Source organism: Bradyrhizobium sp. USDA 3397, assembly GCF_054060965.1.
The window spans coordinates 5,505,733-5,520,100 of sequence record NZ_JBSSDS010000001.1; the positions used below are offsets into that span (position 1 = coordinate 5,505,733).

The 14,368-nt window shown below is 63.4% G+C and carries 14 protein-coding genes; 9 read left to right on the forward strand and 5 right to left on the reverse strand.

Annotated features, from left to right (window positions below):
- Positions 1-4: 4 nt before the first annotated feature.
- On the reverse strand, positions 5-355 hold the full coding sequence (locus tag ACVWYQ_RS25375) for a hypothetical protein (RefSeq protein ID WP_404545385.1): 351 nt from the start codon (positions 353-355) through the stop codon (positions 5-7).
- Between the two features lie 670 nt (positions 356-1,025).
- On the opposite strand from ACVWYQ_RS25375, the gene ACVWYQ_RS25380 reads away from it, so the two are divergent.
- A complete protein-coding gene (locus tag ACVWYQ_RS25380; RefSeq protein ID WP_271546387.1) occupies positions 1,026-1,358 on the forward strand; it encodes a PRC-barrel domain-containing protein in 333 nt (110 codons plus the stop codon).
- A gap of 47 nt (positions 1,359-1,405) precedes the next feature.
- Here the strand turns inward: ACVWYQ_RS25380 and ACVWYQ_RS25385 are convergent, their stop codons facing one another.
- The 4 genes from ACVWYQ_RS25385 to ACVWYQ_RS25400 all read right to left on the reverse strand — a co-directional run bounded on the left by ACVWYQ_RS25385 (position 1,406) and on the right by ACVWYQ_RS25400 (position 4,515).
- A complete protein-coding gene (locus ACVWYQ_RS25385) occupies positions 1,406-1,840 on the reverse strand; it encodes a VOC family protein (RefSeq protein ID WP_404545387.1) in 435 nt (144 codons plus the stop codon).
- Between the two features lie 140 nt (positions 1,841-1,980).
- Positions 1,981-2,808: a helix-turn-helix domain-containing protein gene (locus ACVWYQ_RS25390; RefSeq protein WP_404546417.1), complete on the reverse strand. Its 828-nt coding sequence runs from the start codon at positions 2,806-2,808 to the stop codon at positions 1,981-1,983.
- A gap of 148 nt (positions 2,809-2,956) precedes the next feature.
- Positions 2,957-3,352 carry a group II truncated hemoglobin gene (locus ACVWYQ_RS25395; RefSeq protein WP_404545389.1) on the reverse strand — a complete coding sequence of 132 codons (396 nt, stop codon included), beginning with the start codon at positions 3,350-3,352 and terminating at the stop codon, positions 2,957-2,959.
- Between the two features lie 254 nt (positions 3,353-3,606).
- The gene (locus ACVWYQ_RS25400; protein WP_157286579.1) at positions 3,607-4,515 is read right to left on the reverse strand and encodes a helix-turn-helix transcriptional regulator; all 909 of its coding nucleotides are present in this window, start codon (positions 4,513-4,515) and stop codon (positions 3,607-3,609) included.
- 121 nt (positions 4,516-4,636) lie between these two features.
- Here ACVWYQ_RS25400 and ACVWYQ_RS25405 point away from each other — a divergent pair, with 121 nt between their 5' ends.
- The 8 genes from ACVWYQ_RS25405 to ACVWYQ_RS25440 all read left to right on the forward strand — a co-directional run bounded on the left by ACVWYQ_RS25405 (position 4,637) and on the right by ACVWYQ_RS25440 (position 14,313).
- Complete coding sequence (locus ACVWYQ_RS25405; protein ID WP_404545391.1) at positions 4,637-6,178, forward strand: benzoate-CoA ligase family protein; 1,542 nt, start codon at positions 4,637-4,639, stop codon at positions 6,176-6,178.
- 249 nt (positions 6,179-6,427) lie between these two features.
- A complete protein-coding gene (locus ACVWYQ_RS25410) occupies positions 6,428-7,240 on the forward strand; it encodes an alpha/beta fold hydrolase (protein WP_404545393.1) in 813 nt (270 codons plus the stop codon).
- Between the two features lie 126 nt (positions 7,241-7,366).
- A complete protein-coding gene (gene boxC, locus ACVWYQ_RS25415; protein WP_404545394.1) occupies positions 7,367-9,055 on the forward strand; it encodes a 2,3-epoxybenzoyl-CoA dihydrolase in 1,689 nt (562 codons plus the stop codon).
- Positions 9,056-9,155: 100 nt separating this feature from the next.
- The gene (gene boxB / locus ACVWYQ_RS25420; RefSeq protein WP_157286575.1) at positions 9,156-10,607 is read left to right on the forward strand and encodes a benzoyl-CoA 2,3-epoxidase subunit BoxB; all 1,452 of its coding nucleotides are present in this window, start codon (positions 9,156-9,158) and stop codon (positions 10,605-10,607) included.
- A gap of 329 nt (positions 10,608-10,936) precedes the next feature.
- On the forward strand, positions 10,937-11,635 hold the full coding sequence (locus ACVWYQ_RS25425) for a GntR family transcriptional regulator (RefSeq protein WP_271546369.1): 699 nt from the start codon (positions 10,937-10,939) through the stop codon (positions 11,633-11,635).
- A gap of 145 nt (positions 11,636-11,780) precedes the next feature.
- Positions 11,781-12,647, forward strand: coding sequence for an ABC transporter substrate-binding protein (locus tag ACVWYQ_RS25430; protein WP_271546367.1), 867 nt, complete (start codon positions 11,781-11,783; stop codon positions 12,645-12,647).
- Positions 12,648-12,658: 11 nt separating this feature from the next.
- Complete coding sequence (locus ACVWYQ_RS25435) at positions 12,659-13,552, forward strand: amino acid ABC transporter permease (protein WP_404545396.1); 894 nt, start codon at positions 12,659-12,661, stop codon at positions 13,550-13,552.
- Positions 13,549-14,313, forward strand: coding sequence for an amino acid ABC transporter ATP-binding protein (locus ACVWYQ_RS25440; RefSeq protein WP_271546363.1), 765 nt, complete (start codon positions 13,549-13,551; stop codon positions 14,311-14,313). The genes ACVWYQ_RS25435 and ACVWYQ_RS25440 overlap by 4 nt, the downstream gene beginning before the upstream one ends.
- The last annotated feature ends 55 nt before the right edge of the window (positions 14,314-14,368 follow it).

Consider the following 14,368-nt stretch of genomic DNA (forward strand, 5'->3'; position numbering starts at 1 on the left):
GCTCTCACCAATAAATTCCGTGCCGATGCAGCTCGCGGATCACGCGCGCCTCGGTGGACGGCTGCCGGCGCTTCGGTTTGGCGGTTTCGGCCCTCGACGCCGTTGCGGACCGGGCCGACGTTGTGGCGGCCGGAATTGCCGAGGCAGGCGCCGTCGATGCAGCTGGTGCGGTCGCCGTCGGCACATTCGTTGTTGGCGGGGCTTGAGGCGTCTGCGCCGGAACTGGCGTCGCGGTGGCCGGCTGTTCCGCCTGCTGGCTTGCATTGCTGGCCGCCAGGCTGAGGCTCCGCGAGCCTCCGGCATGGGCCTGGCTTGCCACCAGCGACATCGCGGCGATCAGGATCAGCTTGCGCATGGCAATCCCCGTCATCTGGTCAATCGATCTTACCCAATTCTCACGGGCTTCATGGACCTAACGCGCGAGGCGGTGCGCGCCGATCTCCATCAGTGTGGTCCGGCAGGACAGGCGATAGATCAGGCTGAAAAGTTGACCCCACATGACCGAACTCCGTTGTTGATCAATGCGGAGAATTCTAGACCGCCTGCCTTTCCGGCGTTTTTCGCCGGGTGAGGAAAATGGCTTCGTCCGGGGGCGGCGCGATGTCGTCGCAACAGTCCGGAAGAAGTCGCCTCACGCGGGCGTGAAGCAGCGCGCCGAGCGGGACCGATCGGATTCCGATCAAGGCCGGTAGTTCTCCCGGGATGAAGCGCGCGCAGCGCGGCAGTAACGTGCGGGCGGCCTTCAGCCCCGGTTATTGTATGAGTTCCGATCGCCAAGACGATCCGCCGATCCTCATCTGCTCAAAATGCAGGCGGCCAATGAAGTTCCTGGCGACACTACCTGGAATAGTCACGCTGCCTGCGGAGCACGTTTATCATTGCGTCCAGTGCCGTCGCGTCGACACGATTCGGCTGAAGTGACGCTCTGGTGGTCGGGGCGGGCCGCTTACAGCAGTTGTAGCTGCTCCCGCCGCCGCGAAACCGGTGCTATAATATCGTGAACAGACGAGAACAGGGAGGACACCATGAACCACACCATGGTTCCCAGTGATCGCGTGGAGCACGTCGCCGTCTACGGACGCGACGGCACGAAGCTCGGCACGATCGAGCGGTTGATGCTCGACAAGATGAGCGGAACGGTTGCCTATGCCGTGATCAAGACCGGCGGGCTGCTCGGTACGCGTCACCATTATCCGCTGCAGTGGGGCGCGCTGAAATACGATCCAGCACGGCAGGCGTTCCAGACCGAGCAGACGCTGGACGAACTCAGCAGCGGCCCGTGCGAGTTCGATGGCGACGCGTTCGACTGGGGCGACCGCTCGCGGCCCTACCCGCATCCGCACTACTGGTCGGTCTAGCGAGCAAGACGGTTCGGCCGCGGAGCAGTATTTGACGCGAGCGCCCGCTATCCCGCGAGCGGCTGCTCGCCGACCTTGGGCCAGTAGGTGCCAAAGCTCCAGAGCCCGCCCTCCGGATCGCGTGCGGCGAAATCGCGGCTGCCATAATCGGTCGTGTAGGGCTCCATCTCGATCTCTGCACCAGCGGATTTCACCTTCGCATAGAGCGCGTCGGGATCATCGACAGCGAGATAGACGGCATCCGTCCGCCGGCCGCCGATGTCGCCAACCAATTTGCCGTAAGCATCGTCGCGATGCGCGCCCAGCATGAGGATCGACGATCCGAACGCCAGCTCGGCGTGAACGACCGTGCCCTCCTTGCGGTACACCACCCGTTCGGTGAAGCCGAGAACGGTCTTCAGCCAGGCGATCATCGCCTCGGCATCCTTGCAGCGCATGGTGTGGTAGAGGCGCGGCGCTTCATAAAGGTTCGGCGGGTTCATGACACTCTCCAAGCTCGTTGCGAGACGTCCGGTGCAAGTCCTTGTCTGTTGCGAAGCCGACCATAATTCGGATCACGGCGGCCGGCTTGAACAAATGGGACTTGGCCCAAGTCTCGCGCTGTCTTCGCGCTGCCTTGGCGCTAGCCTCCGCCGTCGCGCATCAGTCGTGGATCGACGACATCGAGCCGCGCGGCCCATCCGGTCGGCGTCTCTCCGCTGAACATCCGGAAATCGCGAGCAAGATGTGCCTGGTCGGCATAGCCGGCGTCTGCGGCAATGGCCGCCCAGCCGCCTGCGCCGTCCGTCCGGGCGAGGACGCAAGCACGATGAAAGCGCAGCATCTGCGCCAGCACCTTTGGAGGAACGCCGATCTCGTGGTGGAAGCGGCGCGTGAGATGCTTGCGGCTCCAGCCGATGTCGGTGGCAATGTCGGCGATCCTGACCGCGCCCGCGCCTCGCCACAGCGTCTCCAGCGCGAAAGCGACCTCAGGCGAGGGCTCGTGAACGGCGCGGCGAAGCACGAAGTCTTCCACGATCTCGAATCGTCGCTGCCAGCTGGCTGCCTCGGCCACCCTTGCGCGGAGCTCCCTGCCGTGCCGCCCCAAAATGTCGTCGAGGCCGACGATCCGCGCGGTCAGATCGGGCACGGCGCCCCCGAAGAAGCGATACGCCCCGAGCGGCGTGAAATCGACCTGAACGCATTCGGCGCGCCCGTCGGATTCGATCACGACCGGCCCGGGAAAGAGACCCGCCGCGAAACTCGGCCGCGCATCGGCGGTGTCCGGTCGGTGTCCGAGCCCAATGCGGAAGGGCGTCCCCAAATTCACCAGCAGAGGCAGCGAAAGCGGCGCGGCATGCCGGAAGGCGGCCAAGCCGATCCCGCGCTCGCGGTAGAAGGAAATGCTGGAGACCAGCCGCGCAAGGCGCGGCGAGGGCGGTCGACGGATGACATCGGGAGGTGCGTCCATCACGCGCTAACGCTCCGTCGCTTCGCGCTCCGTGCGAATGGTGTCGGGGAGCATGTCGGTCATGCCTGGAGCTTAGCAGGCGATCACCGCGGAACTCAAATGACCCGGTGCGTGGCACGCCGCCGATGCCAAAGGCACTGCCGTCCTGTCACGGCTGGTTGCGCATCCAATCGGCGAGCCCGGACAGCGCCTTGTCGAGATCCTGCCGCGCGGCGGCATCGGTGATCGTCTCCTCCAGCGCGCCGCGCATGCAGAGCATCCAGGCGTCGCGCTCGGCGTCCCCAATGGTAAAGCCGAAATGGCGTTGGCGCAGCCGCGGATGGCCTTTCTCGGGGGTATAGAGCCGCGGGCCGCCGGTCCATTCGGTGAGATAGCGCTTCAGCACGTCCCTGATCAGGCCGAGGTCGTCCGCATGCATGGCGCGGATGATCTTCGCTTCCGGCAGGGTGTCCATGCGGTCGTAGAAGCGGTCGACGAGGGCGTCGATCGTGGCACGACCGCCGATCCGCTCGAACATGGAGGTGGTGATGTCGGTGGACGTCATCATTGATTCCAAGGCTTGCTGTTCGGCGTCGATATAGTGTTGCCGGAGGTCGTCCCAAACCCTCGCTGTCGTCCCGGACAAGCGCGCCCTAAGCGCGCGCAGATCCGGGACCCATAACCACAGGGAGTTGTTTTGCGAAGACTCGTGGTTGCCAGCTTGCGCAACAACTTCTCCCTGGGGGTATGGGTCCCGGATCTGCGCTTACGCTTGTCCGGGACGACAGCCGAGTGTGTCGCTTAGCGAGGTCCAACCACCTACAGCGCCACGCTGCGCAGGCCGAAGCTGCGGGCTTCGTTCTGCAGCACCGGCCGTACCGCATCGATCAGGCGCACGGCGGCGGCGTCGACCGACAGCCCGGCGGTATCCACCACCGCGGTCGCGCGCGAATACAGCGGCTCGCGGCTGAGCAGGATGTTGCGCAGCTCCGTCATCGCCGAGCGATCATCCGCCATCGGCCGCAGATCGCCCTGGCGACGCACGCGCGCCATGTGCTCCTCGGGCTCGGCCTTCAGCCAGATCGTGTAGAACGAGCTCAGGACCTGGTCGAAGGTCAAAGGCTCCGAGACGATGCCGCCGCCGGTTGCCAGCACCATCAGCTCGTTGCGCGCGAGCAGCTGTTGCAGCGCCGCCTGCTCCATGCGACGAAAGCCTTCCTGGCCGTACAGCGCAATGATCTCGGCGACCGAGAGCCCGTTCTGCTGCTCGACCTCCTTGTTGAGCTCGACGAAACTCCAGCCGATCCTCTTCGCCAGCATCCGCCCAAGTGTGGACTTGCCGGCGCCGCGCAGGCCGATCAGCGCGATGCCGCAGAACGGCGCGCGCCGCGGCGCGGTTGCGCTGCCGCCGGAGAGCAGATCCTTGGCTTGAGCAATCTGCGCGGGCGTTGCCTTGCGCAGGAGATCGCGAAACATCTGCCAGTCCGGCGTCGGATCGGGCGAGGGGAGCAAGTCTTCGAGATGCGCGCCCATCGCGTCGGAGACGCGGCGCAGCAGCACGATCGAGACATTGCCCTTGCCGCTCTCGAGCTGCGCGATGTAGCGCTCCGAAATTCCCGACACCTTGGCGAGCACTTTGCGCGACATGCCGCGCAGCGCGCGCATGGTGCGCACACGCTGGCCGAGTTGTTCGAGGAAGCGGGATTCGGCGTCGGGACTTTCGGTCATGAGTCTTCTTTACAAGGGTCCTGCGGCGCGTTTTAATGAAACATAGTGCCTGCTGGCATTGACAGCAAGCCGCCGTGGTGTCTTTCTATGAATTATAATTCTAAATTCCGGGGAGATGTCCGTGAGCGAGGGATCCTATAACGCGGTGACCTGGCTGCTCGACCGTAATGTCAGGGAGGGCAGGGGCAGCAAGCTCGCCTTCGACGACACCGTCTCGCGGCTCACCTATGGCGAGCTCCAGCAACAGACCCGGCGCGCCGCCAACATGCTGCGCCGGCTCGGCGTCCGCCGCGAGGAGCGCGTGGCGATGATCATGCTGGATACGGTCGATTTCCCGATCGTGTTCCTGGGCGCGATCCGCGCCGGCATCGTGCCGGTGCCGCTCAACACGCTGCTGACCGCGGACCAATACGCCTACATCCTCGCCGACTGCCGCGCGCGCGTGCTGTTCGTGTCCGAAGCGCTCTATCCCGTCATCAAGGACGTCGTCGGCCGCATGCCGGATCTCGAGCATGTCGTGGTCTCCGGCGCCAAGCAGAACGGTCACAAGCAGCTTGCCGAAGAGCTCGCCGGCGAGAGCGACCAGTTCACCACCGCCGCGACGCATCCGGACGAGCCGGCGTTCTGGCTGTACTCGTCGGGGTCGACGGGCATGCCGAAGGGCGTGCGCCATTTGCATTCGAATTTGCAGGCGACCGCCGACACCTATGCCAAGCACGTTCTCGGCATTCGCGAGAGCGATGTGTGCCTGTCGGCGGCGAAATTGTTCTTCGCCTATGGCCTCGGCAATGCGCTGACCTTCCCGATGTCGGTCGGCGCCAGCGTGATCCTCAACAGCGAGCGGCCGACGCCGGCGCGCATGTTCGAGCTGATGAACCGCTACAATCCCTCGATCTTCTATGGCGTGCCGACCTTGTTCGCGGCGATGCTCAACGACGAGACCATGAAGAACGAGCGCGGCGGCAAGGCCTTGCGCATCTGCACCTCCGCCGGCGAAGCGCTTCCGGAATCCGTCGGCCACAGCTGGAAGGCGCGGTTCGGTGTCGACATCCTCGATGGCGTCGGCTCGACCGAGCTGTTGCACATTTTTCTGTCGAACGCGCCCGGCGACATCAAATACGGCTCGTCCGGCAAGCCGGTGCCGGGCTATGCGGTGCGGCTCGTCAACGAGGCCGGGCAGGACGTCGCCGACGGCGAGGTCGGCGAGCTCTTGGTCGATGCGCCCTCGGCCGGCGAGGGCTACTGGAACCAGCGCCACAAGAGTCGCCGCACCTTCGAGGGGCCGTGGACCCGCACCGGCGACAAATACATTCGTGACGCCGAGGGCCGCTATACCTTCTGCGGCCGCGCCGACGACATGTTCAAGGTCTCCGGCATCTGGGTCTCGCCGTTCGAAGTGGAGAGCGCGCTGATCACGCATCCGGCCGTGCTGGAAGCTGCCGTCGTGCCCGAGGCCGATCCGGAAGGACTCCTAAAGCCGAAAGCCTTCGTCGTGCTGCGCCCGGGCGCCAAGGCGACGGATTTGCAGGAGATGCTCAAGGAGCACGTCAAGCAGAAGATCGGCCCCTGGAAATATCCGCGCTGGATCGATGTGGTGGACTCGCTGCCGAAGACCGCGACCGGAAAGATCCAGCGGTTCAAGCTGCGCGAGGGCGCGCATTGAGCTTGCGGACTGCACTTGCTTACCCTCCCCTGGAGGGGTCCGGGACGAGCGTAGCTCGCCCGTGGGTCGCTTCGCATGGAGCGAATCGCAATGTGAAGCGGGGTGGGGTGATCTATCCACGGGCACCGCATCCGCGGAGAGACCGTCACCCCGCCCCGATTCACATCTCGCTGCGCTCGCTGTGAATCGACCCTCCCCCTCCAGGGGAGAGTGGGCATCTCGGCATTGGCTAGGAATGGGAATTCGACCATGACCAATCTCACCCCCAGCGGCTTCCTCGACATCGATGGCGCCAGCCTCGAATACAAATGGCTCGCGCCTGTCGTCCCCGATGCCCCCACCATCGTGATGCTGCATGAAGGCCTCGGCTGTGTCGGCCTCTGGGGTGATTTCCCGGAGAAGCTCCAGCAGGCCACGGGCGCCGGCATCTTCGTCTATTCGCGCGCAGGCTACGGCCAGTCCAGCCCGGTCGCGCTGCCGCGGCCGCTTGACTACATGCATCGCGAGGCGCTGGACGTGCTGCCGAAGCTGCTCGACATGATTGGCTTCAAGCGCGGCCTCCTGCTCGGCCACTCCGATGGGGCTTCGATCGCGACCATCTATACCGGGGCGCATCAGGATCATCGCCTCAATGGGCTCGTGCTGATCGCGCCGCATTTCGTCGTCGAGGACATCTCGGTCAAATCGATCGCCGCGATCAAGACGACGTTCGAAACTTTGGACCTCAGGTCGAAGCTCACGCGCTGGCACAAGGACGTCGACAACGCCTTCTACGGCTGGAACAGCGCCTGGCTCGATCCGAAATTCCGCAATTGGGATATCTCCGAATACCTTGCCTACATCCGCGTGCCCGTGATGATCGTGCAGGGCGCGGACGATCAATATGGGACCCTGCGCCAGGCGGAGATCGCGCAGGAAGAATGTTACTGCCCGGTCGACCTGAAAATCATTGCCGGCGCGGCGCATTCCCCACATCGCGAGGCCCCGGGGCCGACCCTTGATGCCATCGTGCAGTTTGCGCAGGCCGCCTTGCGGGACGATCCGGGGCTTCAGGCCGCATGAAACCCATGCGCGCCCTAGATGAAGCAAAGTGCATATGGCGCCGCGATTCGGGCTAGACTAATCTAATAAGATGCACTATTGTGCATCTAACGTTCCAGAATGCATAACCAAGCTCAAGGGTGGCTCATGGCCGGGGAAGATCGGCGCCTCGCAGGCGGCGCGACATTCATCGATTTCCAGACCGAACCGTCCCGCTACAAGCATTGGAAGCTCGCGGTCGACGGCGACGTCGCGACGTTGACCATGGATGTCGACGAGAATGGCGGCCTGTTCGAGGGCTACCAGCTCAAGCTCAATTCCTACGACCTGGGCGTTGACATCGAGCTCGCCGACGCGATCCAGCGCCTGCGCTTCGAGCATCCCGAGGTGAAGGTCGTGGTGCTGCGCTCGGCCAAGAACCGCGTGTTCTGCGCGGGCGCCAACATCCGCATGCTCGCGGGCTCGACCCATGCCCACAAGGTGAACTTCTGCAAGTTCACCAACGAGACCCGCAACGGCATGGAAGATTCGTCGGAGAATTCCGGCCAGCGCTTCATCACCGTCGTGAACGGCTCAGCCGCCGGCGGCGGCTACGAGCTGGCGCTCGCGACCGATCACATCATCCTCGCCGACGACGGCTCGTCCGCCGTCGCGCTGCCCGAAGTGCCGCTGCTCGCGGTGCTGCCGGGCACCGGCGGTCTCACGCGGGTGGTCGACAAGCGCAAGGTGCGGCGCGACCACGCCGATGTCTTCTGCACCATCGAGGAAGGCGTGAAGGGCAAGCGCGCCGTGCAATGGCGCCTCGTCGACGAGATCGCGCCGAACTCCAAGCTCGAGGCCAAGATCGCCGAGCGCGCCAAGGAATTCGCAGGCCAATCGACGCGCAAGGGCAGCGGCAAGGGCATCGCGCTGACGCCGCTCAGGCGCCTGATCGACGAGAACAGCATCCGCTACGGCTTCGTCACCGTCGACATCGATCGCACCGCGCGCATCGCCACCATCTCGATCAAGGCGCCGGAGACCGCGCCGCCCGCCGACATCGACGGCATGATGGCGCAAGGCGCCTCGTTCTGGCCGCTGCAAGTGGCGCGCGAGCTCGACGACGCCATCCTTCACTTACGCATCAACGAGCTCGAGATTGCGATGCTGGTGTTCAAGAGCCATGGCGACCGCGCTCATGTGCTCGCCAGCGATGCGTTCCTCGAAGCCAACAAGGCGCATTGGCTGGTCAACGAAATCAGGCATTACTGGAAGCGCGTGCTCAAGCGCGTCGACGTCACTTCGCGCACACTGGTGACGCTGGTTGAGCCCGGCTCCTGCTTTGCCGGCACGCTCGCCGAGCTCGTCTTCGCCGCCGACCGCTCCTACATGCTGATCGGCACCCGCCAGGGTGACAATCGTCCGCCGCCGTCGATCGAGCTGTCCGCCATGAATTTCGGTCCCTATCCGATGAGTCATGGCCTGACACGGCTGGAGTCGCGCTTCCAGGCCGATCCGTCCGATCTGGAGCGCGTGGAAGCAACGCTCGGCACCAGCCTCGACGCCGAGCAGGCCGAAGAGCTTGGCCTCGTTACCTTCGCCCTCGACGACATCGACTGGGACGACGAGGTCCGCGTGTTCCTCGAGGAGCGCGCCAGCTTCTCGCCCGACAGCCTCACCGGCATGGAAGCCAGCCTGCGCTTCGTCGGCCCCGAGACGATGGAATCGAAGATATTCGCGCGCCTTACCGCGTGGCAGAACTGGATCTTCCAGCGCCCGAACGCCGTCGGCGAAGAAGGCGCGCTGCGCCGCTACGGAAGCGGCCAGAAACCGAAGTTCGATATGACGAGAGTCTAGCGAGTAGGGAGTGGCGAATGGCGAATAGGGAATGCCCATTCGCTACTCGCCATTCGCCATTCGCCCCTTCAAACGAGCTAGTCCCACACGGGAGGTCCACATGAACATGAACATCATGAACGTCGACTACTCGACCAAGATTCCGAACAACGTCAACCTCGCCGAAGACCGCCAGGTGCTCAAAGCGCTGGAGGGCTGGCATCCCGGTTACATGGACTGGTGGAGCGACATGGGCCCCGAGGGCTTCCAGGAATCGCTGGTCTATTTGCGCACCGCTTACTCCGTCGATCCGCGCGGCTGGGCCAAGTTCGACTATGTCCGCATGCCCGAATATCGCTGGGGCATCCTGCTTGCGCCGCAGGAAGAGAACCGCGTCGTGCCGTTCGGCGAGCATTATGGCGAGCCGGCCTGGCAGGAAGTGCCGGGCGAGCATCGCGCCATGCTGCGCCGCTTGATCGTGATCCAGGGCGACACCGAGCCGGCCTCGGTCGAGCAGCAGCGCCATCTCGGCAAGACCGCGCCCTCGCTGTACGACATGCGCAATCTGTTCCAGGTCAACGTCGAGGAAGGCCGTCATCTCTGGGCGATGGTCTATCTGCTCCAGAAATATTTCGGCCGCGACGGCCGTGAGGAGGCCGACGATCTCCTGCGCCGCCGCTCCGGCGATGCCGACGCGCCGCGCATGCTGGGCGCGTTCAACGAAGCGACGCCGGACTGGCTGTCCTTCTTTATGTTCACCTACTTCACCGACCGCGACGGCAAGATGCAGCTGCACTCGCTCGCGCAGTCCGGCTTCGATCCCCTGTCGCGCACCTGCCGCTTCATGCTGACGGAGGAAGCGCACCACATGTTCGTCGGCGAGACCGGCATCACCCGCGTCGTGCAGCGCACCTGCGATGCGATGAAGGCGGCTGGCATCACCGATCCCACCGACATCGCTAGGGTCCGCGCGCTCGGCGTGATCGATCTTCCGACCATCCAGAAGAAGCTGAACCTGCACTACACGCTGTCGCTCGACCTGTTCGGCTCGGAAGTCTCGACCAACGCGGCCAACGCGTTCAACGCAGGCATCAAGGGCCGCTACCACGAGACCCAGATCGACGACGATCACCAGCTCAAGAATTCGACCTATCCGGTGCTCAAGCTGATCAACGGCGAAGTCAAGCTGGTCGATGAGCCGGCGCTGACCGCGCTCAACATGCGCCTGCGCGACGATTACAGCCAGGATTGCGTCAAGGGCATGCTGCGCTGGAACAAGGTAATCTCGACCGCCGGCTACGACTTCAAGCTGACGCTGCCCAACGTCGCCTTCCACCGCCACATCGGCGAGTTCAAGGACGTGCACGCGACGCCCGACGGCATCCTGATCGACGATGCGACCTGGGCCAAGCGCAAGGACGAATGGCTGCCGTCGGCGAGCGACGGCGACTTCATCACATCCCTGATGCAGCCCGTCACCGAGATCGGCCAGTTCGCCTCCTGGATCTCGCCGCCCAAGGTCGGCATCGACAACAAGCCCGGCGATTTCGAGTACGTGAAGATCGAGTCGTAAGGGCTGCTGGCGGGACGAAGCGCTCTTCGCAAGAGGCGGCGATCTCGCCACACATCCCGCTGTCATCGCCCGGCTTGGCCGGGCGATCCCGCATTCCAGCGACGGTGGAGGCGCCGCGGCGTACTCGTAACGAATGGAGGGGACATCTCCGCCACTGCGATTGTCTACTAGTCTTTTTTAGGCCGCATCCCAATGGCCTGCATGAGGCTTTCCACTAAACAGCCATCAAGCCATTGAAAACACTGAATTTTGTAGCCCTTCTACCAAAGGATTGACTCACCCCCTAAAATGAATACATTCGACAATATTCATTTTAGGTGCACTTCTTCATGCCCGACCTCCTCGCCGATTTGGCTGCTCGTCATATTGCCGGCCGTGACGGCCTGCCTGACGCGATCGCAAGGGCGTTGCGGGAAGCCATCTTCGAAGGCGCCTTCGCTCCGAACGAGCGGTTGAACCAAGACGAAATCGCTCAGCGATTTGGCGTCTCCCGCGTCCCGGTTCGTGAAGCGCTGGCAAAGCTAGTCACGGAAGGCTTGGCGGTGCAGCGCTTCAATAGGGGCATTAGGGTCGCGCCCCTGAGCCGAGCCGATTTCCAAGACATCATGGAAATGCGGAAGCTGCTCGAGCCGCACGCGCTTCGGCTATCGGCGCCGCACCTGCGGGCCGCTGACTACGATCAAGCCGAAGAGATTCTCGCACAGGTGCGGCCATCAAGACTGGGAGCAGAGGCCGCCGTCCTCCATTGGGCGTTCCATAATCGATTGTACGGTCGCTCGGGTCGCCCCCGGCTGCTCTCGCAAATTTCGGCACTGCAGATCGCAATCAATCGATATGTGCTCCCCGTCTGGCGCACGGTCGGTCTGTCGGCCGATTGGGATGACAGTCATCGCGATATCGTGAACGCGCTACGGGCGGGCGATGTCGAGCAGGCGGCCCGGCTGACCGGCGATCAGATCCAGCAGGCGATGCTTCGCATGCTGGATCAGCTACCGGCCACCGTCTCCACGGCGGACGAACTCGAATGATTTCCCAGCCGCGCGCCACGAGCGGCGTCGCGCCAACTCCGGTCAGGGCGTCAACTTGAGCGCCAACAACCAGCAACCGTTTGCCATGAAGAGGATTAGGAAAATGAGACACTCAGTGGCCTACCGCTCCCTGTGCCGAGGCTTCATGGTTGCGATCGCGACGGGGACTATCGGCGCCGCCACTTGGAACGCAAGCGCATCAGCAGCTTCGGAAGCGCCAGCCCTGAGCACGACCGACGCCAACGACTTCGCCGACGTTCAGCCCGTGAAGGAAGTCGCCGCGCTGTTGCCGGCAAGCACGAAGAGCCTGAAGGTGGCCATGAATCTGTCGACGCCGCCGAACAAGTTTCTGGCTACGGATGGTCGAACGCCACTCGGCACGAATCCGGATCTCGCCAGATTGATGGGCCGCGTCTTCGGGGTGCAGGTGCAGTTCGCGAACGTAGGATTCGACAACATCATCCCCGGATTGCTCAGCGGGCAATTCGATCTGTCCATCGCAAGCATGGGGGTAACGCCGGAACGCACCAAAGTTCTCGACATGATCGACTATGCGAAGTGGGGCTCCGAGGCCGTCACCCTTAGGAGCAGCAATGCCGACGTCTCGAACCTCTGCGGCCTGAACGTCGGCGCTCAACTCGGTTCTCTTCAACTCGCGAAGCTGTTGCCGGAACTCTCGGACGAGTGTGCCGCAAGCGGCAAAAAACCTGTCAACATCGTGGGCCTTCCGAGCCAGCAGGATGCGTTGACCCAGCTTTTGTCCGGTCGTCTTGACGCCGCGTTCGGCGATACGCCGGTCATGAGTTACGCGGTTCTCAAGCAGCCGATTTTTCGCGTCGCCGGCGCGGAGATCCGCCCGCTCCCCATAACGCTCTCCACGAAGAAAGGCAGCGCGCTGACTCCCGCTTTGGTCGCGGCCATGAAGCACATCGTGACCATGCCGCAGTACAAGGAGATATTCCGGGCGTGGGGCCTGCCTAATGCCACGCTCGAAACGATCGAACTCCACTGAGAGCCGCCGAGATGTTGGATCCGAATATGGCGGGGGTCGCCCCTAAAATTCTCGTGGACGTCAGAAAGCCACATCGTTCCCGCTGGGAGTATGCCGGCTGGATCGTCGCCATCCTAGTGACGTTGTCGTTGACGCGTTCGGTCGTGACCAATCCCAATTTCCACTGGGATATCGCCGCCGAATATCTTATGGCGCCGATCATCCTCAGGGGCGTCGGAATGACGCTGGTGCTCACCGCGATCAGCATCGTTCTCGGAGTACTGATCGGAGCGGTGCTGGCCGTGATGATGCGGTCTCAATCGCCCGTGGTCGCAAAGCTGGGGTCTGGCTATGTCTGGTTCTTCCGAGGAACGCCGCTGCTCGTGCAACTGATCTTCTGGTTCAACCTTGCCGCCCTTTATCCGACGCTCGGCTTCTTCGGATACGAGGTGAATGCCACGCAGATAGTCACGCCCTTCCTCGCAGCGATCATCGGGTTGACCACGAACGAAGCCGCCTACATGGCGGAGATCGTCCGCGGGGGCTTCGAGAGCGTCAATCGCGGTCAGACGGAGGCGGCCACCAGCCTGGGGCTCCGGCCGCGGCAGGTAACTTTCCGCATCCTCCTGCCGCAGGCGATGAAGGTCATCGTTCCTGTCATCGGGAATCAGACGATTGCGATGCTGAAGAACAGCTCGCTGGTATCGGTACTAGGCGTGTCCGAGCTCCTGCACAGTGCCGAAATCATTTACGGGACCAATTATCAGACCATTCCCCTCCTCATCGTCGCTTCGCTTTGGTACCTCGCCTTGTCGACCGTCTTTTCGGTCGTCCAGCATGGAGTCGAACGGGCATATGGCCGATCGACAAGTCGCAAGTCGGACGCGACGTGGAAGGAGCTGCTTCGAAGAGGACGCGATCGATGAGCGATCTGGCTGTTTCCGTCCGCGGTCTTGTCAAGCGATTCGGCGGTCGCACCGTGTTGAGGAACGTCGATTTCTCCGTCGAGCCCGGTCGAGTATCCTGCATCATCGGCCCGAGCGGGTCCGGCAAGTCCACCCTGTTGCGCTGCCTGAACAGCCTGGAGGAGATTCAGGGAGGTGAGGTGCGGATCTTCGGAGAACTTCAGGGCTACGTCCTATCCGGTCGAGCCTATAGGAGACTTTCGCCTGGTCGTTTGGCGCAGCAGCGCGAACACGTCGGCATGGTGTTCCAGAATTTCAATCTCTTTCCGCACATGACCGTTGCGCAGAATCTGACCTGCGCTCCTACCTTGTTGCGCAAGGAAGCCGCGGCGGACGCGCGCGAGCGGGCCGCCGAGCTTCTGTCGACGGTCGGACTGGCCGGCTACGAATCGTCATATCCGGCGCACCTGTCCGGCGGGCAACAGCAGCGCGTTGCTATTGCCCGCGCGCTCATGATGAACCCCCGCGTCCTGTTGTTCGACGAGCCCACGTCGGCCCTGGACGCGGAACGGGTCAGCGAAGTGCTCGACGTCATGAAGGCGCTGGCTAAAGCCGGAAAGACCATGGTCGTGGTCACGCACGAACTGGGATTTGCACGCGAAGTGGCCGACATCGTGGCCTTCATGGACGAAGGCGAAGTCGTCGAAACGGGAACGCCGGAGCAAGTGCTCGGAAGACCGGGCCGCGACCGGACCAGAGCTTTCCTTTCGAAGGTTCTGTGACCCGGCCCAGCGATTCTGGCGGCATCGCATTTTAAAACCGAGATCGGCGGCTCTA